This is a genomic window from Zhouia amylolytica AD3 (assembly GCF_000511935.2).
Taxonomy (GTDB): domain Bacteria; phylum Bacteroidota; class Bacteroidia; order Flavobacteriales; family Flavobacteriaceae; genus Zhouia; species Zhouia amylolytica.
Map to the genome: position 1 here is coordinate 330575 of NZ_AYXY01000019.1, position 22818 is coordinate 353392.

A 22818-nucleotide genomic window follows, 5' to 3' on the forward strand; every position below is an offset into this window, starting at 1 on the left:
GGATGTTACATAATTGGTTGTATGAAAACTAAAACAATTCAATACTATTTGTAGGAATTCCGAACGATTTTTATTTAATTTTGTTCACTCAAAAACAGACTCGTATGAAGGAATATTTTAGATGGTTTTATCAATTTTTAAAAGATCATGGTACGGCAGATGAGACTGCACTCTATTTGAACCTTGCTTTTAACTTAGTCGTAATAACCATTGTATTACTTGCTATTGATTATGCCTTAAAATATTTCATCATTGGTTTATTCAAAAAGTTTTCGGATAAGACCAAAACCTCTTATGATGATTACCTGGTAAAAAGTAATTTTCCCAAGTATATTGCCCATTTGGTTCCGTTTATAATCATCCGGAATATCATACCTGTAGCCATACAAGATTTTCCACATTGGGAAGAAAACCTTATAAAGGCTACCGATGTCTATTTAATTATTCTTATTGTCTGGATCTTCAGGAGCCTGGTAAAAACCACAAAGAATTATTTATCACAAATAGAGAACTTTAAAGATAAGCCCCTTGAAAGTTATGCCCAGATCGTTGTACTTTTTATATGGTTTATCGGGTTTATATTTATTTTTTCAGAATTAGCTGATAAAAGTGTAATCGAGTTTCTTGCTGCATTGGGAGCAGCCTCAGCGGTCTTATTACTGGTCTTTAGAGATACCATTCTCGGTTTCGTTTCAAGTATTCAGGTTTCGGTGAATGATATGGTACGAATCGGTGACTGGATTACCCAGGAAAAATACGGTGCCGATGGGAATGTAACCGAAATAAGTCTGACAACGGTTAAAGTGCAGAACTTTGATAACACCATAACAACCATTCCGACGTACGCCCTTATTTCAGATTCTTTTAAAAACTGGAGAGGGATGCAAAACAGCGGTGGTCGAAGAATAAAAAGAGCTCTTTACATCAAACAAAACAGTGTTAAATTCCTTAGTGTGGAAGATCTGGATCGCTATGCTAAAATTCAGATGGTTACCCAATACATAGAACACCGTCAGAAAGATATTGATAAATACAATCAAGAAAACAATTTCGACAAGTCACTTATTGTGAACGGTCGTAATCAAACTAATTTAGGCATATTTAGAAAGTATTGTGATACGTATCTGAACAATCACCCGGCAGTAAATAAAGACATGATGATTATGACACGTCATCTGGCACCGTCCCCGCAGGGAGTGCCATTGGAAATTTATGCGTTTTCAAGTGATAAACGCTGGATTAACTATGAACACATCATGGCCGATATCTTTGAGCACCTTATAGCTGCAGCAAAATACTTTGACCTTGAACTCTATGAAACTCCTTCGGGTGAAGACCTAAAAACGTTGAAGGAAAATTAAAATCTACGAGAATAATTCCTGGAGGTTTTTTAAGCGTAACAATGATTTCGTTGCTTATGGAAACATATCAGGACAACTAGTACCGATGGATTATCCGACAATTTATTTGTCCTTTAATCGGTCTTTTACATATTCTATCTGCGTCTTACCATGGGCTACAGGTTTCCCTTCCTCGTTGAGGTTTACCATTATGATTTTATCGATACTAATGATAGATTCACGTGTCATTTTGTTGCGCACCTCGCAGCGTAAGATTAAAGAAGAATTTCCAAATTCAATAGGTTCTATTCCTATTTCTATGATTTCTCCTTCTCTGGCAGAGCTCTTAAAATTAATATCAGACATGTATTTGGTTACCACACGCTGATTTTCTAATTGTATGATGGCATATAAAGCAGCTTCCTCATCAATCCATTCCAATAAACGACCACCAAAAAGTGTTCCGTTAGGGTTTAAGTCTTCGGGTTTAATCCATTTTCTCGTGTGAAATCTCATAACTTATTTTTACCCAAAGTTAGGACACATATCGCTCATATTACAGTGATTAGGATCATTATTTTCAAATTGTTAATCAGATTTATCAATTAGAAAATAGATGCATGGCTTCATTGGGAATTTTAAGATTTGAACCGGGTTGTTTATTCAACTTTTCAATAAAATAAGAGGATAATAAAGGTGATTCTTTTTCTAAATTTTGATGCACGAAAAAATGTATTTTACCTAACCCCTGCTCTTTCCATTCTTCTAAACGTGCTGCCCAATCGTCTAACCTCCCGTAATCAGAAGCATGATTAGCACCAACATAGCGTACAAAAGCTTCATTATTGGTTAAACGCATGTGCATTAAGTCTCGTCTGCCGGCAGTATCAACTATAATATTAGCAATATTGTTTTCCTCCAGTAAATAATACAATTCATTGGCCACCATTTCGTCGTTGAACCAATCAGTATGTCTGAATTCGATTGCTAAAGGCAACTCCCGGGGCCACAACGTTACAAACCTGACTACTCTGTCAAAATTCTTTGGCGCAAAATTATTATGCATTTGTAAAAATACAGTACCCAACTTTTCTTTAAGATGCACAACCCCATCGAGATACTCCTCTAATGCCTGTTCGACATTTATGAGTCTTTTATAATGGCTTATTGTTTGATTCACTTTAGGGAAAAACTTAAAGTGTTCCGGAGTTCTGTCGTACCAGGATTTAAATTGTGAGGCCGGGAAGTTTCTGTAAAAAGTAGCATTTAACTCTATACTGTTGAATTGAGAGCTATAATAAGATAATTCATCCTTGATTCCTCTTGGATAAAATCCTTTTAAATCGGCTCTGTTCCATTTCGCGCATCCAACCGCAAGCTTTGCTGTTAATTTTTGATCTTTATTTTTTGCTAAAACCCCAGCAGTTCCAAAATGGTCTGCCGGCATTGTAAAATCTATATACTCAGGTTTATCTACCTTACCAAACTTCATTTATTATTCTATTATTTATTGATAAATACCGTTTTAACATTTACAAACTCTTTAATACCATGATGACTTAATTCACGGCCAAAGCCAGAAGTTTTAACACCACCAAAAGGTAATCTGGGATCTGATTTTACCAACTCATTAATAAACACCGCACCCTCATCAAATCGATGCACCAATGCTTCTGCATTAGTTATATCAGAAGTAAATAAAGTTACTCCTAATCCAAACTTCGAATTATTAGACAGTTCAACAGCCTCTTCTATTGTGTCAAAAGTAACCACGGCAACCAGTGGTCCGAAGGTTTCCTCACTGAGTACAGGCATATCTTCTTTCACATCGGTTACAACCGTGGGTTCAAAATAGGCACCGCATCTTTTACCTCCAATGAGCACCTTAGCCCCTTTATCTACTGAAGCTTTTAGTTGTTTTTCCAATTCAATAGCCAGATCCTCCCTGGCGAGTGTTCCTATATAAGTATCTTCATCTAAAGGGTTTCCGGATTTTAATGTTTCGACTTTCTTCAAAAACTTATTCAAAAATTCTTCTGCAATATCCTTCTGAAGTAAAAATCGTTTGGCTGCAATACAACTTTGACCTGTATTTTGATATCGTGCATTAATTCCTGTTTCAACAGCTTTATCTATATCGGCGTCATGAAGCACAATGAAAGCGTTGCTCCCTCCGAGCTCAAGCACAGATTTTTTTATTTCTTTAGCAGCCTTAGACGCAACAGCGCTTCCTGCCGGTTTACTTCCGGTTAAAGTAACCGCCTTTATACGTTCATCTTCAATGATAGCTGCAACACTATTACTACTGATGATTAAATTTTGAAAAACACCCTTTGGAAATCCGGCTTCAGTAAAACACGCTTCAATATTTCCAGCACTGATCATCACATTACTGGCATGCTTCAACAACCCCACATTACCAGCCATTATAGCCGGTGCGGCAAAGCGAAATACCTGCCAAAATGGATAATTCCAAGGCATAACTGCCAATAGTACACCTAAAGGCTCATGTTTAACATAACTTCTATCCGCATCTGTTGATATCAGCTCATCTCTAAGAAAATCAGCTCCGTTCTCAGCATAGTAGTTACATACCCATGCACATTTTTCAATTTCAGCAATAGCTTGTTTAATCGGCTTTCCAACTTCCAGTGCCATGATTTTACCGTACGCCTCCTTCTGTTCAATTAATACGTCAGCCAAAGAATGTAAGAGTCCGGAACGCTCATCAAAGGTTGTTTGTTTCCAAGATTCGAAGGCGTCCTGAGCCAGGGCTATTTTAGCTGCTATATCAGCTTCAGAAAGTTCTTCAAACTCTTTGATTAGCTGATTATTATATGGGTTAATAGATTGTATCATTTTATATTGCCTTTATGTCACTAAGTTATAAAGAATTCAACACTCTATACAAACACAATTATAGTTAATTGTTTATAAGATGGTTAATAAATAAGAGCCAAACACTTTACTGGCGCCTTTAGAATTTATAACTTTAAAAAAACTACTATTATTATGGACACCCGTACGAAGGACTTACTCAGTGTTCGTCCAGAAATTCCATCAGCATTAGTTTACGATTCAACAAGCAAAGATGAGCGTTTTCAGAATGCAACCCTGCGCCCTATTATTAAGCTTCAGAATGACTTACTTATCGAGGCTTTTAAAAATTATGCGAATAAGCACAAAGGTGTTTTCTTCGGTCTGGTTCTTGAAAGAAAGCTAAGATATATTGAAAATGCCATTCAAAAGGATATAAAATTTCGGAATTCCCTTAAAGGTATGATTATTGGTCAATTTACCGTAGAGGAGTACCAATGTTATATCGAGAACTCCTCTGCCTTAAATAAACGTATGATGAATATGGTGGTCGAAAGATTAAAAGACAACGTACAGCTTATGGACAATACCGCTGTGGCATAATCTCATTAATCGATCAAAGAAACTCCGTTTAAATCAGTGGTTAAGATTTCGCTCATATAATCAAAATATGGGCGAATTTTTTTAAAAACTTCATTTACCTCATTCATAAAGCCCTGAGACAACACCTCTTTATCATTAAATTCTTTAATTACAATAAATTGCTTTTTTCGAATGAGATCTATTGCTGGATGGTCTTTGTCAAAACCCTTCGGAGCAGTTTTCAACTCATCTCCTTTAAGCATACCAAAGGTGTCCTTGAAATCTTTTGAATTAATTAGGGCTCTTATTTCAGAATCATCAAGTTCAAATTCTTTTCTGATGCGCAATAGGTCGGCTTTTTCAGGTGCCCAAAAACCACATGCCAAAAAGCTGTTCCCTGGTTCAATCTGTAAATAGTATCCCCCTCTAAGCCTGGGTTTAACGCGATGAAAACTTGCAGAAAAATGTGTTTTGTAGGGCGTCTTGTCTTTAGAAAACCTAACATCTCTATAAATTCTGAACATCTTCATTTTATCTACCTCATCATGTGTTTTAAGAAGTTCAAATAAGGCCTCAAAGAAATTTTTAGCATTCTTTTCTTCCTTTTTGAATTCTTTTTTATGAGTTTCAAACCAGTCGCGATTGTTATTCGCTTTCAATTCCCTTAACGCTTCAAATACTTCTTTCTGTAGTTGCATAATTTATAAACTATTCTTAAAAGCCTACTAAATCTATAGACTTAACTATTTTTTATCATAATTTTGAAACTTCTCCGGTCATATTGTTTAATTTTGAAGCTTCGTAAACTAAACTACAAATAAGTATTGAGGTTTCCATGCTGAAATTTCCTTATATACTGTTAATTTTATAGTATAGATACGACTGATTACGAGATCATATCAATTTCATAACGGGTAAATCGTTAGCCATGAAGAATGAAACCATTTTAAACGCCATTCAAAAGCACAAAAAGCTTCCGAATGTAAAATTTCGTCTGAAAGAAAAAACAGAGTCCTTTACGGATACATTATTCTATACCTTATTTGATGTAGAGACTTCTGTTGAAAAACATATCAATAGCCTTGAAAAGGATTTCGAAGAATTAGTTGATCTGGCTTGTTGGGAACAACACAAGCCTTGTGCTAAAGTTTGGGAGAGTTATTTAAACAAACTTCCTGAAATTCTGGAACGTTTGAATCTGGATGCTCATTCCATCTATCAGAACGATCCTGCATCCTCTTCAGTGGAAGAAGTATATCTGTCCTATCCCGGATTTTATGCGATTGCGATTTATCGTTTGGCTCATGAATTATATTTAAAGGGTTTTCCTTTGGTGCCAAGACTTATGACAGAATACGCACACTCGAAAACAGGCGTTGATATCAACCCGGGAGCCTCTATAGGTGATTCATTTTTCATCGACCACGCCACCGGAGTTGTCATCGGTGAAACGACCATCATTAAGAATAACGTAAAAATATACCAGGGAGTTACGCTGGGAGCTTTAAGCGTGGACAAAAAAATGCAAAACGTAAAAAGACATCCCACTATTGAAGATAATGTGACTATTTATGCAAACGCTACCATTTTGGGAGGAGAAACTGTGGTTGGAGCTAACACGGTTATTGGGGGTAACGTTTGGCTTACCAAATCAGTTCCTGCAAACTCCTTAGTATCACATACCCCTGAAATAAAAATAAAGACAGTTACCCATGAGTAATACCATTCTAGATCAAATTGGCAACACCCCTATGATCGAAGCCACTTCTATAAATACAAATCCTAATGTAAAGCTATTTTTAAAATTAGAAGGCAATAACCCCGGAGGAAGTGTTAAAGACCGGCCTGCCTATAATATGATTAAAAGTGCTTTAGAACGCGGCGCTATTGATAAAAACACCAAACTTATCGAAGCTACCAGTGGCAACACCGGTATCGCTCTGGCTATGATAGCTGGAATTTACGGCTTAAACATAGAATTGGTCATGCCGGAAAATGCCACCAAAGAACGGGTGCAAACTATGCGCGCCTATGGAGCCAAAGTTACCTTAACCCCAGTTGATATTGGCATCGAAGGATCCAGGGATTATGCGGAGGCTAAGGTAGAAAAAGAAGGCTATGTGATGGTCAACCAGTTTGCCAACGACGACAACTGGAAAGCCCATTATAAAACCACCGGTCCTGAAATATGGCGTGATACTGATGGGAAAGTAACTCATTTTGTCTCTGCTATGGGAACTACGGGTACCATAATGGGTACTTCTACTTATTTAAAAGAACAAAATCAGCAGATACAGATAGTGGGGGTACAACCCGATGATCATGCAAGCATACCAGGCATCCGTAAATGGCCAGTGGAATACCTTCCTAAAATTTTTAATCCGAGTAAGGTTGATCAGGTAATAGAGGTAACAGAAGCCGAAGCAAGAGCTACTACGAAAAGATTAGCCCATGAAGAGGGTATTTTTGCAGGAATGAGCAGTGGAGGTGCCGTTGCCGCCGCATTAAAACTTATTGAGACCATCGATGAAGGTATTGTGGTAGCCATTATTTGTGACCGTGGCGACCGTTATCTTTCGTCCGATTTATTTGATAAATAGAGTAAAATGCTTTATCTGTTTTTTAGGAACTACATATGCTAATTTAAGAGTTAAACAAAAAAGCTCCGGAATGTTCCGGAGCTTTTTTTATGAAGGTACTAACACTATTAGCCGTTAGGGTTTAATACAACATCAATACGCTCTAAAGCATCTTGTAAATGAATTCTGCTCATGCTATCTCCTGTTCTGTTTAAACCGGAACGTATAGCTCTTTGAAGAGATGTCAATTCAGCTCTCACAACTGCTCTGATATCAGATTGACTCGTATTAACTGCCGTAGCTTTTATATATCTGCTGCCGCTTGCACCATTTTGATTTGGCGCATTCATTAAATAAGCTAATCTTTCAATATGTGCACGTTGCAAATTCCTGCGATAGGTATCGATCGCTTTACCACTTCTTAATTCAGTCCACACACCATTTCTAAGGTCACGTGTCATATCAGTAAGTTTGTAGGCATCGTTACCATTAATGGTTTCATTTTCAATCATTCGAGCCATTTTACCTACACTTAATACATTATTCAAGGTACGTGCCTGCAATTTACGAACTCGCTCTATTGAACCTGAATATTCAATTTTATTAAATATATCCTGGTCTAACAACCACTCAGGTGTTTCAAATAAGTTATCAATTACAAATTGTAAGGCTTCTTTCTGATGATTTTTATCAACATGAATATAAACAGCACCATCTTGTCCGGCAGCCTTGTAATATTCATACACTCCTCCTATATTATTTGAAACGTGCCCCATGTAACGATTAAACTGACTGATTACATGTCCGTACATTTCATCGAGATCTTCATATGTTTCTCCTTCAGTTGTAGTCCACTCAATTAGGTTCGGAACAATACGTTTCAGGTTTTTTATTCCATATTCACTTGCTAACATAGCATTATCGCCCAAATCCTCTGTTTGGGAGCTAGGGTCTACTACATTTCCAGCCTGTTGATGTCCAAATCTATATAGAGGATCTCCTGCATGCTTTAAAATCCATTGGTTTAAAGTTTCCTTCTCTTCCTCAGCAGTTTTATCTAAAATTGGTCTATACCCCCAAGAAATTGAATATTTGTCGTAAATCCCAATATTTGGCATAAGTGCTACCCCATCATCACCTGGCTGGGCAACATAATTAAAACGAGCATAATCCATTATAGAAGGTGCGGTACCGAACTGTTTTGTAAATTCAGCATCGCGTAATTTTTCAACAGGATAAGCAGCACTACTTCCCATATTGTGAGGTAAACCTAAAGTATGTCCAACCTCGTGAGATGAAACGAAACGAATCAGTCGTCCCATAACTTCATCTTTAAACTCCGGGCTTTGTGCTTCCGGATTAATTGCAGCTGTCTGCACAAAGAACCACCCGCGCAACAAAGACATTACGTTGTGATACCAGTTGATATCGCTTTCTAAAATTTCTCCTGACCTTGGGTCACTCACGTGAGGTCCGTTTGCATTAGGAATAGGAGATGCCAAATAGCGAACTACAGAATAACGAACATCTTCAGGACTCCACTCCGGATCTTCTTCAGGAGTTGGCGCATCTTTAGCAATTATTGCATTTTTAAAACCGGCAGCTTCAAAAGCCACTTGCCAATCTTCGATACCCTGCTTGATATATTTTCTCCATTTTTCAGGGGTTGCTCTATCTATATAATAAACTATTGGCTTCTTAGGTTCTACCAGCTCCCCTCTTTTAAACTTCTCGATATCTTCATCTTTCACCTCAAGTCTCCATCGATCAAGATATTCCAGTTTCTTACTGCGTTGTGCTTCCGAACCATAATCTGTTTGAGTACTTGTGAACCATCCTACACGTTCATCGAAATAACGACGCTTCATTGGCACTTTAGGTAAAAGAATCATTGAATTGTTCATCTCGATCGAAATCGTCCCGGTTGAACCATTTGAAGGCGGATTTCCTGCACTATAGGTTTTAACATGTCTTGACTCTATATTATGAGGGTAACTTTTAATACTCTCAATGAAAGATTTATCGTTTTCAAGACGTGTTACTTTATAAGCTTTTCTTGCACCACTAGCCAAACCGAATGGCTTAACATCACCCTCAAAAAGAGATGTTACATCAATAACAGTACTTACAGAGTCTTTCCCAATAGCTTTAATCGGAAAGGTCGCTAAAACAGGTTCGAAATTAGAGTTAACTACCGCTTGATATACCGGCAGGGAATCATTCGCTACAACATTATGAGAAACGATCCTTAAGATAACCTTCTTATCTTTCTTTTGCCAACGTAATACCTGTTCGTTTTGTTTACCTCCACCAAAACCTAAACCACTGGCTGTTTTGGAAATACGGGTAACCATTAACATCTCACGATCAAAAAGTGAATCATTGATTTCGTAAAAATACTTATCGTCTAATTGATGTACCGTAAATAAACCCGTATCGCTTTTAGCATCTTTGGTGATTACCTTACTATAGGGCTGAATACCATTTTTATCGGCTTTCTTGGCAGCAGGTTTTGCAGCAGTATTATCGCCTTTTTTAGATTTACTAGCCTTTTTCATTGTTGAGCATGAGGACAATACCAAAAATGCTGAAGCAACTAAAAGGAACTTCGAGGAAAAGTGTTTCAAAATAATAATTTTTTAAAATTAGCAGGCGTGAAAATAATTATTCTATGAGGAAAATTATCTATATGGCTGTTTTTTAGTTTTTTTTTAACTAAAGAAACGAATCCTGACCTCTGGCAAACTTCAGTTGAGGTCCGAAAGAATTAAAACCATCGTTTTCTTTTGAAGTAAATGATCATTACAATTAAAATCAGAAACATAATACCCAGCACATAAAAATACCCATACTCCGATTCCAGTTCAGGCATATTTTTAAAGTTCATACCATAAATACCGGCTATAAAAGTCAGTGGAATGAAAATAGTGGCTATGATCGTAAGCACCTTCATGACCTCGTTCATTTTATTGCTCATGTTGGTCATATACACCTCCATGAGGTTAGTGATAAGCTCTCGGTATAACTGTATATTTTCATTAATCTGAATGCTATGATCTAAAGCATCCCTTAGAAATAATTTAGTCTCTTTGGTGACCAGCGGATGTTCAGACTCAATAATCCTATTCACCAGATCTTTTACCGGAACCACCCATTTTCGAACGGAAAGTACTTCTTTTTTTAATCGTTGTATTTTTTCTGCAGTTTCCTGGCTTGGGTGATTATACACCTCCTCTTCGAGCAGGTCTATCTTTGCAGCAATGTTCTCTGTAACTACAAAATACTGATCGATAATAGCATCGATCAGTGCAAAGAATAAATAATCGGCCTGCCTGGTGCGAATCCTTCCAAACTTATTCTTAATCCGATCCCGAACCCCTTCAAAAACGTCGAGTTCAATTTCCTGAAATAACAGTACATTATGCTCAGATAAAATGATCGCACAGTGTTCTGTACTGATCTCATAATCTTTATTCAGGTATAGCATCTTCAAAGTTGCAAACACATAATCATCGTACTCGTCAATTTTTGGACGCTGATTTGTATTTACAATATCTTCGAGAACTAATGGGTTGATATTAAAGTAATTCCCCAGCTTATCGATCTCTTTCTCATTACTTAACCCATACACATTGAACCAGGTAACATTAACCTGTTCTTTAAATGCCAAAGCATCTTCCACCCTGGTAAGGGTTTGAAAATCAAACAGGTTATCAGAATAGTCAATAACGGTAATAGCGTAGGTACCATCTTCACGGTTTCCCATGTAGGTTATGGTACCCGGAGCTTTACCTATTTGTCGCTGAGAACGAAATTGCTTTTGTATTGCAGATTTAAGATTAAGCTTTTTCTTAGTCATGCCTAAATTTAAGAAAAAGCCTCATTTTAACGATGTCTATCCTGTAAAACCTTTTCAATATCTTTTAAAGAATACCCCTTGGCTCTCAACAAAATTAAATAATGAAATAACAGGTCTGCACTTTCATTTAAAAACAGTTCTTCATTATCATCCTTTGCTTCAATAACAGTTTCTACAGCTTCCTCGCCTACTTTCTGTGCTATTTTATTTATTCCTTTAGCAAACAAAGAAGCTACATAACTGCTATCCGCATTAGCACTTTGCTGGCGACTTTTTATAATCGCTTCCAAAACAGAAAAGAAACCATATCCTGATTCATTATTTTCTCCCCAACAGGTATCAGTACCTTTATGACAGGTAGGTCCTTCGGGATCGGCCTGAATTAATAGGGTATCATTATCGCAATCTACCTTCAGATCAATAAGCGTTAAAAAATTACCGCTTTCCTCTCCTTTAGTCCATAATCGCCCCTTGGTACGACTGAAGAATGTAACTTTTCGTGTTTCAAGTGTTTTGGCATAGGCTTCTTCATTCATATAGCCCAGCATTAACACATTTCTGGTACTGGCGTCCTGAATGATGACAGGCACTAATCCGTCGTTGTTTTTATTAAAATTAATTTCCATAAGTATATGCTCATTTATAATCTAACCGGAATATCGTGTTTACGTAATTCCGATTTCAAATCGTTTATTTCTATTTCTTTAAAGTGAAATACACTGGCAGCCAAAGCCGCATCAGCTTTTCCTTCCTTGAAAGTATCGGTAAAATGCTGGATAGATCCCGCACCCCCTGAAGCTATAATCGGAATATTTAATGCGGTAGATAATTGGGCTAAAGCTTCATTTGCAAAACCATTTTTGGTACCATCGTGATCCATAGACGTAAACAAGATTTCTCCTGCTCCTCTTTTTTCTACCTCTTTGGCCCATTCAAACAGATCTAATTCGGTAGGGACCTTACCTCCTACTAAATGTACCCTCCACTGCCCGTCAATTTGTTTAGCATCTATAGCTACTACTACACACTGACTTCCAAATTTAGCCGCCAGATCATTGATGAGTTGAGGATTCTTCACGGCTGAAGAATTTATAGAAACTTTATCAGCACCACACTTCAACAAGCGATCAACATCTTCAACAGAGCTGATCCCTCCACCTACAGTAAAAGGTATGTTTACTTTTTCTGCAACGTGCAATACCAACTCCGCTAAGGTTCTTCTTCTTTCTTCAGTGGCAGAAATATCTAAAAACACCAATTCATCCGCTCCTTCTTTAGCATAGATTTCCGCAAGTTCCACCGGATCTCCGGCGTCGCGAAGATCTACAAAATTCACCCCTTTTACCGTTCGTCCGTTTTTAATATCCAGGCACGGTATGATTCGTTTTGTTAACATTGTTCTTTATTCTTTAAACTGTCAGGTCGAGTCCTGTCTGAATGTATCTGACAGGCAGTTTAGACACATACGTTCTGTGGTCTGCCTTTTAACTTTACTCGAGCTCACAATTATCAACTATTTAAAATATAATTCTCCAATTGCTTCAGGCTAATTCTGCCTTCATAAATAGCTTTACCTATTATAGTACCCTCACAACCTATTTCCTCCAGTTTCGGCAACTCATCGAAAGACGAAATACCTCCGGAGGCAATGAGTTTCAAATCTGCATCAGAGGCATTCAGTATCTTTTTATACAAACCAAAAGCCGGTCCTTCTAGCATGCCATCTTTGGAAATATCCGTACAGATAACGTATTGAACTCCTTCTTTTTGATATCTATTAATAAATGGTATTAGCTCCTCTTTTGACTCCTCCTGCCAGCCGCTAACAGCAATTTTTTCATTATTGGCATCAGCACCAAGAATAATTTTATCGCTGCCATACTGGCTAATCCAGCTTTTAAATTGAGCAGGATTCTTAACGGCTATACTTCCTCCGGTAATTTGAGTAGCTCCACTCTCAAAAGCTATTTTTAAATCTTCATCAGATTTTAATCCACCTCCGAAGTCGATATTCAGGCTTGTTTTCCCGGCAATCTTTTCAAGAATTTTATAATTAACAATATGACTTGATTTTGCTCCGTCCAGATCTACGAGATGCAAACTTTTAATCCCGTAGTTTTCAAATTCTTTCGCCACTTCAAGAGGATCTTCATTATATATTTTCTTGGTATTATAATCTCCTTTGGTAAGACGTACACACTTACCCTCAATTATATCTATGGCTGGTATTATTCTCATTAGTTTTTAAAGGCTTAAAAAGTTCTTAATAAGTTGTTCTCCCGCAATACTACTCTTTTCAGGATGGAATTGTACTCCGTAAAAATTGTTCTTTTGTAAAGCTACCGAATATTCTACGCCATACGTAGCAGAGGCAATGGTATCCTCACATAACGGGGCATAATAACTATGAACCAGGTACATATATTCATTGTTCTTTATTTCAGAAAAGAAGGGAGCTTCCGGATGTTTGATTTGATTCCAACCGATTTGAGGAACCTTTACAGAATTATTAAACCGGATTACATCTACGTTAAATATACCTAACCCTTTGGTACTTCCTTCTTCAGAACCATTACACATCAATTGCATCCCTAAACAAATTCCCAAAACAGGTTGCTTTAAACGCGGTATTAACGAGTCAAGTCCTGTCTCTTTAAGCTTTCTCATCGCACTACTCGCCTCACCAACACCCGGAAAAATAACCTTATCTGCCGTCATAATTTCATCCGGATCATTACTTAATACAGGCTTAAACCCTAAACGTTGGAAAGCAAAGATGATGCTTTGAATATTTCCAGCTCCGTAATCTATAATTACTATTTTCATTTTATTGGTATTAGGCAGCGGACGATAGGTTTTAAAATTTGAATAACATCTTTTTATCCATCTACTCCGCTACCAACATCTATTTACTTTTATAATACTCCTTTTGTTGATGGTAATACCATTTTATCAGGATCGCGTTTTACTGCCACCTTAATCGCCTTTGCAAAAGCCTTAAAAATAGCTTCAATTTTATGGTGTTCATTTTGCCCTTCCGCTTTAATGTTCAAATTGGCCTTAGCACCATCAGTAAATGATTTAAAGAAGTGATAAAACATTTCAGTCGGCATCTTTCCTATCATCTCACGTTTAAAATCGGCTTCCCATACCAACCAATTTCGGCCACCAAAATCAATTGCCACTTGCGCTAAACAATCATCCATGGGTAAGGCAAAACCATATCTTTCTATTCCTAGTTTATTACCCAGAGCCTTACTGAAAACTTCGCCCAAGGCAATAGCAGTATCTTCAATAGTATGATGCTCATCTACTTCAAGATCTCCTTTTACATTAATATCCAAATCCATTTGTCCGTGTCTTGCAATCTGGTCTAACATATGATCGAAAAAAGCCAATCCGGTACTGATGTTACTTTTTCCAGTACCATCCAGATTCAACGTAATGCTAATGTCTGTTTCGTTAGTTTTGCGAACAACATCAGCAACACGGTCCTCAAGTTTTAAAAACTCATAAATTTTCTGCCAATCATCAGTTTCTAAGGCGATGTAAGGACTCAACTCCTCTTGTTTAACTGATATTTCGCCCGTACCCAAATTAGTATTCGTATTTATATAAATCGCTTTAGCTCCGAGGTTTTTAGCTAGTTCCACATCGGTTAGCCGATCCCCAAAGACAAAAGATTGATTTAAATCATAATCACCATTCATATACTTGCCGAGCAATCCCGTTTTTGGCTTTCTTGTTGGCGCATTTTCATGAGGAAAAGTTCGATCTATTACGATGTCATCAAATACGACTCCTTCGTTTTCAAATGCCTTTAATATAAAATTATGCACGGGCCAAAACGTATCTTCCGGGAAAGAGTCCGTCCCCAATCCATCCTGATTGGTTACCATCACCAATTCATAATCAAGCTCCATCGCAATCTTACTTAAATAAGTAAAGGCTTTGGGGAAAAATTCAAGCTTATCGAAAGCGTCAATCTGTTCGTCTTCCGGTTCTTTGATCATAGTTCCGTCTCGATCTATGAACAATACTCTTTTTTTATTCATTTTATAATTCTTTTAATGCTTTAATCAATGCTTCGTTTTCTGATTTAGTTCCAATAGTAAATCGTAATGTATTATCACAAAGTGGCTGCTTACTTCTGTTTCTTACAACAATCCCTTTTGCTATAAGCTCTTCATATCGACGATCGGCATTATCCACCTTCAATAACACAAAATTAGCGTCTGTTGGGTATATCTTTTCTACAAAATTAACTTGAAGTAATGCTTTAAGTAAATCCTCCTTATTTCTTAAAATACAATCAATTTCATTATTAACTTTACTAATATGCAACATTGTTTCCAAAGCTTTCTGCTGCGTAAGTTCGTTTACATTATAAGGCGGTTTAATTTTGTTTAAAACCGCAATAACTTCCTTCGATGCATAACAAATACCCAATCGAATACCAGCCATCCCATAAGCCTTTGACAAGGTTTGTGTAATTATTAAATTAGGGTATTCATCAAGTCGGTTTAACCAGCTTGGGTGCTTTGAGAAATCAATATAAGCTTCATCGATAACTACGAGTCCTTTAAACGCTCTCAGCAGCTGCTCAATTCTAACTCCGTCAAAAGAGTTTCCGGACGGGTTATTAGGCGAGCAAAGAAACATCAACTTGCTGTTAACATCCACTTTCGCTAAAATAGCCTCAACATTTGGCTGAAAATTTTCATCAAGAAGCACTTTTTTATTTTCAACATCATTAGTTTCGGCTAGTACCCCGTACATGCCATATGTGGGTGGCAATGTGATGATATTATCTTCTTTAGGTTCACAAAAAGCTCTGAACACCAAGTCAAGCACTTCATCACTACCATTACCTAATAAAATCTGATCAACCTGCACCCCTTTCTGCTCAGCCAGGACTTCTTTTAAGCTTCGCTGCTGAGGATCCGGGTACCTGTTTACTCCATTCTCAAAGGGATTCTCATTAGCATCCAGATAAATCATCTTCTGTTTAAAATCAACAAATTCATCTCTGGCAGAAGAATAAGGTTTTAAACGCAATACATTGCTCCTTACTAATTTTTCTATATTAAACGTCTTTATATCCATCTCTAATTTTCTTCTAGTGCTTTTAATCTTAAAGTTACGGCATTTTTATGGGCCTGTAAACCCTCAGCCTCGGCCATTAATTCAATAGCTTTCCCTAAAGATCGTATCCCTTGCTCGGTAATCTTTTGAAAAGTCATGCTCTTCATAAAACTATCTAAACTAACCCCACTATATTGCTTGGCATACCCATTCGTCGGAAGTGTGTGGTTAGTTCCGGAAGCATAATCTCCCGCGCTTTCCGGAGTGTAATTCCCAATAAAAACCGAACCTGCATTCTGCACTCCGTTCACGTAATAATCTTCATCTTCAGTGCAAATTATAAAATGCTCAGGCCCATATTCATTAATCATCTCTAAAGCAATCTCCTTACTTTCAACAATGATTAACTTAGAGTTTTCAATAGCTTTTTCCGCTATTGATTTACGAGGAAGCACCTTTAGCTGATCTTCAATTGACACTTCAACTTTATCAACCAAACTACTTGATGTTGTGATAAATACAACTTGGCTATCCGTTCCGTGTTCGGCCTGACTTAACAAATCTGATGCAATAAAATCAGGATTCCCGGAATCATCTGCCACAACCAGAAGTTCAGATGGTCCTGCAGGCATATCAATAGCCACATTAAACTTAGTAGCTAATTGCTTGGCAACAGTTACAAATTGATTACCCGGGCCAAAAATTTTATAAACCTGAGGTATGCTTTCCGTACCAAAAGTCATACCGGCAATAGCCTGTATACCTCCAACTTTTACTATTTTCGAAACTCCACATAATTGTGCCGTATAAAGTATTGCAGGGTTCACCACCCCTTCTTTATTTGGCGGTGTGCACAACACGATTTCTGAACACCCGGCCAGGTTAGCGGGTACTGCCAGCATTAAAATAGTCGAAAACAAAGGTGCTGTTCCTCCAGGTATATACAAGCCTACTTTTTGTATAGGTCTTTTTTCTTGCCAACACTTAACACCATCAATCGTCTCGACCTTGATTTTTGGGGTTTGCTGGGCTGCATGAAATTTTTCAATATTCTTTTTAGCGATTTGTATAGCTTCTTTTAAATCGTCTGAAACAGTCCTTGATGCTTCTTCGATCTCCACATCAGAAACCATCATATCACTGAGTTGAACACCATCGAAAATACTGGTATACTTTGCTATAGCCCGATCACCCTTTGCACGAACCTCTGCAAATATCTCCTTCACCGTATCTTCAATATCATCTACCGTTTGAGTAGGTCTTTTCAAAAGCGCTTCCCAGCTTTGTTTTGGTGGATTATATATCTTATTCATTGTTTACGTATTATCTTTTAAAGCACCATTTTTTCAATTGGACAAACCAAAATACCTTCTGCACCAACCTCTTTTAGTTCATCTATAATTTCCCAGAATTTATCTTTATTCATTACCGAATGTATAGAACTCCAGCCTTCTTCAGCTAAAGGCAAAACCGTCGGACTTTTCATACCCGGTAGAAGTGAAATAATCTCATCTATTTTCTCGTTTGGAGCATTTAGTAACACATACCTTGATTCTCTGGCTCTAAGGACAGATTTAATTCGAAACTGTAGTTTGTCCAGAATTGCCTGCTTCTCTGAAGATAAGTCAGGTGCCTTGGTGATCACAGCTTCACTTTTCAACATGACCTCTACTTCTTTAAGATTATTCTTGAAGAGCGTACTTCCACTGGAAACTATATCGCAAACAGCATCAGCCAACCCGATATTTGGTGCTATTTCTACCGAACCATTAATGATATGAAGGTCTATATCAACTCCTTTGTTATCAAAGTACCCTTTTACTGTATTAGGATATGAAGTGGCCACACGCTTTCCGGCTAAATCTTTTATATCCGTATAATCCACTCCTTTAGGAACAGCTATAGACACTCTACATTTTGAAAAGCCCAGCTTTTCAATAATTTCGAGATCCTGCCCCTTCTCTATTAAGGTGTTTTCACCCAAAATGGCGATGTCTACTACACCATCTCTGAGGTACTGAGGAATATCTCCATTTCTAAGATAAAGTACTTCTAACGGAAAGTTTCTGGCACTTGCTTTAAGTTGCTCTCGTCCATTATCTACAGAAATACCACAATCTTTAAGAATCTTCAACGAATCTTCGTTAAGTCTTCCTGATTTCTGAATTGCTACTTTTAATTTGGTCATTTTCTTTCAAAGTTTGGTTCGAGCAACTCACTGACAGGTATAAAAAAACCCGTTTGAATTGCTCAAACGGGTTAAATTTTTATGCTTAGAATTACACATAACTTTCTCACCTCGCCTGAGCGCAAGTATGAAAATGATGATGATGTAATTGAATGTTATTCATTATTTCTTTTTGTTGGTACAAATATATAGCACCTTTTTTAAATTAAACAAATGAACATGATAGTTTTTGTGTTATAAATATGTTTTTCATCCGATAAATCTGTGACAAAACTTATAAAACTCTCATAAATTGGAAGCATGATCACATATTTTTAAATTTATTATACACTTAACAACCAGCGTTTTACACAATGAAAGGATTTTTGGTTGCATTCACGATTTTCTTTGTTTGGTCCATTGTGGGCATTTGGATATTTAATATGCTCATGACGCATAATACGATCCAAACGGTTACCTCTGAATCAGAAACTCCACTGGTTAGTAATCAAACATCCAATGTTATCAATGAACCTGGCACCAATAGCCTTGATAGCGATATAAAAGGCAAGTTTATCATTAAAAAGTGGGAAACTAAAATCAGAGAAGTTAATTCCAAGGACTTTAAGAATAAACTACACACCTACCTAATTAATAATCCGGATAAATTTATTACCATACAGGGAATCTATAAAAAAACCGAGCCCTATACACTCGCCGAACGCAGAGCTGAATATTTAAAGTCAATTTTTGTAATTCATGGAGTTGACAGTAGCAGAATCAAAGTTAAAACGAAAGAAGGTGCTTTTGAATATAACAAAAAAGAGGAATACGATAACGGATTTCTAATTCACATCGACACCATTCCAAAAAAAATCAAAAAAGTAGTCAATAACAACATTTCTCGTAAAGTTTTATTTGCTAAGTTTGCCTCTAACACCTTTGAACCGGATAATGCATTTAAAACATATGTAGACTCATTAAGGGTGTTTATCACAGGTAATCCTGAAAAGAATATTGCTATTACGGGACACACAGACGATATCGGAAACGAAGCCGACAATGAGTGGGTTGGATTACAAAGAGCTAAAAGTGTTGCTTTATATTTAGTTGAACAAGGGATTCCTAAGGATAATATTACAGTTCGATCTGCTGGTGAAACAGAGCCTATTGGTGATAATAACACAACCGAGGGCAGACAAAAAAACAGACGTATTGTTATAACCATGAATTAAAGTATCTATGCTAGCTTTGAATGTATTTTTATTTACCGGATCGAACATTCTTATATGGATATTAATGTTTACCTCTTTTTTATTGGGATGGTTTTTATCTAAATTATATGCTGATAAAAGCAAGCCAAAGAAACCGAAACCTCAAAAGAAGACCCAAGAAGATGGCGAACTTAACAACAAAGAGGAAACACTAACTACGGAAGCTCCCAAAATTAAGGCCGTTTTACGGTACGGAAGAAGTGGCGCCAGCGTAATAGATCCGGACAATCAAGTATTCAAATCACAATTACCTAAGAAGAACGGCGCAGAAAAACCCAAATTAAACTTTGGTAACATAGGTGTAGCCACTACCCATGAAAAAGATGATCTGAAACAAATAGCCGGTATAGGGCCGTTTATTGAAAAAAAACTTAATGATATTGGTATTTTCACCTATCGTCAATTAAGCAAAATGCAAGAAGAAGACATCGAAACCATCACAACCCTCATAGAATTTTTCCCCGGTAGAATTAAGAGGGATGACTGGAAAGGACAAGCTCAAAACCTTATGGATGAGTAATAATTCATTTTAATTCCTTTACAAAAGGTACTCTATCTGAATTAAAATACCCGCCCTTATTAGTGCCTCTCCGTAAAGAATGCGCAATGATAAGCCCTGCCACTGTAAGCATATTCCTTAACTCACCAACTGCTAAATCAAGTGGAGGTGACGAATAATGACGCGCTACCAACCGCTTCCAATGGCTCACTTTAGTCTTTGCCTCGGCTAACGCCTCATCCGTTCTAACAATCCCAACACTTTCCGTCATTAAAATTTGTAGCTCTTCCTTTAAAGATTGTACATGAATTTGAGCATTTTTAGCTACATTTTTTTTTAGCTCTTTATGAAATTTTAAGCCATCAGGAATAGTATATTGAATTTTATGATATTCATAAATTTGATGCGCATAAACAACCGCCTCCAACAGCGAATTGGATGCCAAACGATTAGCACCATGCAAACCTGTCCTCGCACATTCTCCACATGCAAACAAATTTTTAACTGATGTCTGTCCGTTTATATCAACTTTAATACCCCCACATAAATAATGAGCAGCGGGTCTAACCGGAATCCAATCTTTAGATACATCGATCCCTGCAGTTAAACAATGATGATATATCGTAGGGAAACTCTCTTTAAATGACACTATATCAAGGTGCGTACAATCCAAATACACGCAAGAATGATTACTCATTTTCAATTCATTATAGATAGCTCTGGACACAATATCTCTGGAGGCAAGCTCACCTCTTTCATCATACTTAAAGACAAATCGTTTTCCTTCTGAATTTTTCAAATATGCCCCAAAACCTCTGACAGCTTCAGATATTAAAAAGGCTTTTCGATTCGATTGCCGATACATAACTGTAGGATGAAATTGCACGAATTCCATATCCTCAATGTCTGCCCCTGCCCTGTACGCTATGGCTATGCCATCGCCTGTGGCTATAAATGGATTTGTTGTATGACCATAAATATGACCTATACCACCAGTAGCCAATATGGTACTCCCGGAAGTTATGGTAATTATTTCTTGGGTGTTTGTATCAAGTATATAAGCGCCATTACATCTGAGATTCGGGACTTTATCCACTATGAGATCGATAGCAAAATGATTTTCCAGGATAGTGATGTTTTCACAAAGACGTATTTTACTTAAAAGTTTCTTTTTCAACTCAAATCCCGTAATATCCTTATGATGTAATACTCTGGGCAAAGAATGCCCTCCCTCTCTTCCTAGATCATAAGAATTCTGGTTATTTAAATCAAAAGATACACCCCAACTAATTAATTCCTTTAATCTATCGGGCCCTTGCTCTACAACCAATCTAACAACATCCCTGTTACACAAACCATCTCCACACTGTAACGTATCCTCAATATGCCTTTCGAAGGAATCTGATTTGAAATCTGATACAATTGCAATACCTCCCTGTGCATATCTTGTATTCGATTCCGAGGCTTCTTTTTTAGTTACAATAGTAATTTGCTTACCTGGATAATAAGTAGCTATTTTTAGCGCATAGGAAAGTCCTGCAAGACCCGATCCTATTATTAAAAAATCAGTATTCACTATTACACGGACAATTTAAGCATTCGCTCTATTGGTTTTACCGCTTCCTTTCTGATATCCTCAGGAACTTCAACAAGAGGAGCTTCATTTTTTAGTGCTTCATAGAGTTTTTGAAGTGTATTCACTTTCATGAATGCACATTCACTGCATGCACATGTATTATCCTCTTGTGCCGGTGCAGGTATTAAAACCGTATCCGGAACCTCCTTTTGCATTTCATGTAAAATTCCAACTTCGGTTGCAACGATATATTTTTCCTCGGGGTGCTCTTTTACATACCGAATCATTCCAGCTGTAGAACCAATGAATGAAGCTATTTTCAAAATGTGCTCCTCAGATTCCGGATGGGCAATTATTTTTGCCTCGGGGTTTTCTTTTAATAGCGTCAGGATCTTATCAATTGCAAAGGCCTCATGAACCACACATGATCCATCCCACAAAAGCATTTCTCGCCCTGTAACTTTATTTATGTAATTCCCTAAATTTTTATCTGGTGCAAATATTATGGGCTTTTCTTTAGGAATCGATTCTATTATTTGAATTGCATTTGATGAGGTACAGACAATATCAGTCATCGCCTTGATTGCAGCAGAACAATTTACATAAGTAACTACCACATGATCGGGATGCGATTTAATAAACTCATTAAAAGAATCCGGAGGACATGAATCTGCCAACGAACAACCAGCATCTAGATCTGGTACCACTACCCGCTTTAAAGGATTTAAGATTTTGGCAGTTTCAGCCATAAAATGAACCCCTGCGAACACTATGATATCAGCTTTGGCATCAACTGCCTGTTGTGATAACCCCAGACTATCGCCGACAAAATCAGCAACCTCCTGAATTGCCCCGTCTTGATAATAATGAGCCAAAATGACGGCGTTCTTTTCTTTCTTTAAACGCGTTATTTCTTCTTTTAAATTCATGTTTTAAGAATAGATAATCGCAAACAAAAATAGATAGCACTACCAGGAATAAACATGATAAAAGTCAGGTATTATTCCAAAACAAAAACGGCATCCCGTTAAGGATGCCGT

22 protein-coding genes are annotated in these 22818 nt (G+C 37.2%); 6 read left to right on the forward strand and 16 right to left on the reverse strand.

Going from position 1 to position 22818, the window contains the following annotated elements; genetic code table 11:
* Nucleotides 1-104: 104 nt before the first annotated feature.
* Nucleotides 105-1361: a mechanosensitive ion channel family protein gene (locus tag P278_RS06090; protein WP_038263839.1), complete on the forward strand. Its 1257-nt coding sequence runs from the start codon at nucleotides 105-107 to the stop codon at nucleotides 1359-1361.
* 102 nt (nucleotides 1362-1463) lie between these two features.
* Here the strand turns inward: P278_RS06090 and P278_RS06095 are convergent, their stop codons facing one another.
* The 3 genes from P278_RS06095 to P278_RS06105 form a co-directional block, all read right to left on the reverse strand.
* Complete coding sequence (locus tag P278_RS06095) at nucleotides 1464-1856, reverse strand: acyl-CoA thioesterase (protein ID WP_038263842.1); 393 nt, start codon at nucleotides 1854-1856, stop codon at nucleotides 1464-1466.
* Nucleotides 1857-1941: 85 nt separating this feature from the next.
* Complete coding sequence (locus P278_RS06100; RefSeq protein WP_038263844.1) at nucleotides 1942-2832, reverse strand: DUF72 domain-containing protein; 891 nt, start codon at nucleotides 2830-2832, stop codon at nucleotides 1942-1944.
* Nucleotides 2833-2843: 11 nt separating this feature from the next.
* Nucleotides 2844-4199, reverse strand: a complete 1356-nt coding sequence (locus P278_RS06105; protein WP_038263848.1) for an NAD-dependent succinate-semialdehyde dehydrogenase — start codon at nucleotides 4197-4199, stop codon at nucleotides 2844-2846.
* Between the two features lie 153 nt (nucleotides 4200-4352).
* On the opposite strand from P278_RS06105, the gene P278_RS06110 reads away from it, so the two are divergent.
* Nucleotides 4353-4760, forward strand: coding sequence for a hypothetical protein (locus P278_RS06110; RefSeq protein ID WP_038263851.1), 408 nt, complete (start codon nucleotides 4353-4355; stop codon nucleotides 4758-4760).
* A gap of 5 nt (nucleotides 4761-4765) precedes the next feature.
* On the opposite strand, the gene P278_RS06115 is transcribed toward P278_RS06110, so the two are convergent.
* The gene (locus tag P278_RS06115; protein ID WP_038263852.1) at nucleotides 4766-5437 is read right to left on the reverse strand and encodes a DUF2461 domain-containing protein; all 672 of its coding nucleotides are present in this window, start codon (nucleotides 5435-5437) and stop codon (nucleotides 4766-4768) included.
* Nucleotides 5438-5667: 230 nt separating this feature from the next.
* Here P278_RS06115 and epsC point away from each other — a divergent pair, with 230 nt between their 5' ends.
* Complete coding sequence (epsC, locus tag P278_RS06120) at nucleotides 5668-6459, forward strand: serine O-acetyltransferase EpsC (RefSeq protein WP_038263855.1); 792 nt, start codon at nucleotides 5668-5670, stop codon at nucleotides 6457-6459.
* Nucleotides 6452-7339 carry a cysteine synthase CysM gene (gene cysM, locus P278_RS06125; protein ID WP_038263857.1) on the forward strand — a complete coding sequence of 296 codons (888 nt, stop codon included), beginning with the start codon at nucleotides 6452-6454 and terminating at the stop codon, nucleotides 7337-7339. The genes epsC and cysM overlap by 8 nt, the downstream gene beginning before the upstream one ends.
* Before the next feature lie 107 nt (nucleotides 7340-7446).
* On the opposite strand, the gene P278_RS06130 is transcribed toward cysM, so the two are convergent.
* The 10 genes from P278_RS06130 to hisG all read right to left on the reverse strand — a co-directional run bounded on the left by P278_RS06130 (nucleotide 7447) and on the right by hisG (nucleotide 18450).
* The gene (locus P278_RS06130) at nucleotides 7447-9948 is read right to left on the reverse strand and encodes a zinc-dependent metalloprotease (RefSeq protein WP_038263860.1); all 2502 of its coding nucleotides are present in this window, start codon (nucleotides 9946-9948) and stop codon (nucleotides 7447-7449) included.
* Between the two features lie 137 nt (nucleotides 9949-10085).
* On the reverse strand, nucleotides 10086-11177 hold the full coding sequence (gene corA / locus P278_RS06135) for a magnesium/cobalt transporter CorA (RefSeq protein WP_038263863.1): 1092 nt from the start codon (nucleotides 11175-11177) through the stop codon (nucleotides 10086-10088).
* A 26-nt stretch (nucleotides 11178-11203) separates the two neighbouring features.
* Complete coding sequence (gene hisIE / locus P278_RS06140) at nucleotides 11204-11803, reverse strand: bifunctional phosphoribosyl-AMP cyclohydrolase/phosphoribosyl-ATP diphosphatase HisIE (protein WP_038263866.1); 600 nt, start codon at nucleotides 11801-11803, stop codon at nucleotides 11204-11206.
* Between the two features lie 14 nt (nucleotides 11804-11817).
* On the reverse strand, nucleotides 11818-12573 hold the full coding sequence (hisF, locus tag P278_RS06145) for an imidazole glycerol phosphate synthase subunit HisF (RefSeq protein WP_038263869.1): 756 nt from the start codon (nucleotides 12571-12573) through the stop codon (nucleotides 11818-11820).
* Nucleotides 12574-12686: 113 nt separating this feature from the next.
* Complete coding sequence (gene hisA, locus P278_RS06150; protein ID WP_038263871.1) at nucleotides 12687-13415, reverse strand: 1-(5-phosphoribosyl)-5-[(5-phosphoribosylamino)methylideneamino]imidazole-4-carboxamide isomerase; 729 nt, start codon at nucleotides 13413-13415, stop codon at nucleotides 12687-12689.
* A 6-nt stretch (nucleotides 13416-13421) separates the two neighbouring features.
* On the reverse strand, nucleotides 13422-14003 hold the full coding sequence (gene hisH, locus P278_RS06155) for an imidazole glycerol phosphate synthase subunit HisH (protein ID WP_038263872.1): 582 nt from the start codon (nucleotides 14001-14003) through the stop codon (nucleotides 13422-13424).
* An 89-nt stretch (nucleotides 14004-14092) separates the two neighbouring features.
* On the reverse strand, nucleotides 14093-15232 hold the full coding sequence (hisB, locus tag P278_RS06160; RefSeq protein WP_038263874.1) for a bifunctional histidinol-phosphatase/imidazoleglycerol-phosphate dehydratase HisB: 1140 nt from the start codon (nucleotides 15230-15232) through the stop codon (nucleotides 14093-14095).
* Nucleotide 15233: 1 nt separating this feature from the next.
* Nucleotides 15234-16283 (reverse strand): histidinol-phosphate transaminase, encoded by a 1050-nt coding sequence (gene hisC, locus P278_RS06165; protein WP_038263877.1) that lies wholly within the window; start codon nucleotides 16281-16283, stop codon nucleotides 15234-15236.
* Between the two features lie 2 nt (nucleotides 16284-16285).
* Nucleotides 16286-17575 carry a histidinol dehydrogenase gene (hisD, locus tag P278_RS06170; protein WP_038263880.1) on the reverse strand — a complete coding sequence of 430 codons (1290 nt, stop codon included), beginning with the start codon at nucleotides 17573-17575 and terminating at the stop codon, nucleotides 16286-16288.
* Nucleotides 17576-17592: 17 nt separating this feature from the next.
* Nucleotides 17593-18450 (reverse strand): ATP phosphoribosyltransferase, encoded by an 858-nt coding sequence (hisG, locus tag P278_RS06175; RefSeq protein ID WP_038263882.1) that lies wholly within the window; start codon nucleotides 18448-18450, stop codon nucleotides 17593-17595.
* Nucleotides 18451-18803: 353 nt separating this feature from the next.
* Here hisG and P278_RS06180 point away from each other — a divergent pair, with 353 nt between their 5' ends.
* Nucleotides 18804-19664, forward strand: coding sequence for an OmpA family protein (locus P278_RS06180; protein ID WP_038263885.1), 861 nt, complete (start codon nucleotides 18804-18806; stop codon nucleotides 19662-19664).
* Between the two features lie 7 nt (nucleotides 19665-19671).
* A complete protein-coding gene (locus P278_RS06185; RefSeq protein ID WP_038263888.1) occupies nucleotides 19672-20223 on the forward strand; it encodes a hypothetical protein in 552 nt (183 codons plus the stop codon).
* A gap of 4 nt (nucleotides 20224-20227) precedes the next feature.
* On the opposite strand, the gene nadB is transcribed toward P278_RS06185, so the two are convergent.
* Nucleotides 20228-21778 (reverse strand): L-aspartate oxidase, encoded by a 1551-nt coding sequence (nadB, locus tag P278_RS06190; RefSeq protein ID WP_316930402.1) that lies wholly within the window; start codon nucleotides 21776-21778, stop codon nucleotides 20228-20230.
* 2 nt (nucleotides 21779-21780) lie between these two features.
* A complete protein-coding gene (nadA, locus tag P278_RS06195) occupies nucleotides 21781-22707 on the reverse strand; it encodes a quinolinate synthase NadA (RefSeq protein WP_038263893.1) in 927 nt (308 codons plus the stop codon).
* Nucleotides 22708-22818 lie beyond the last annotated feature (111 nt).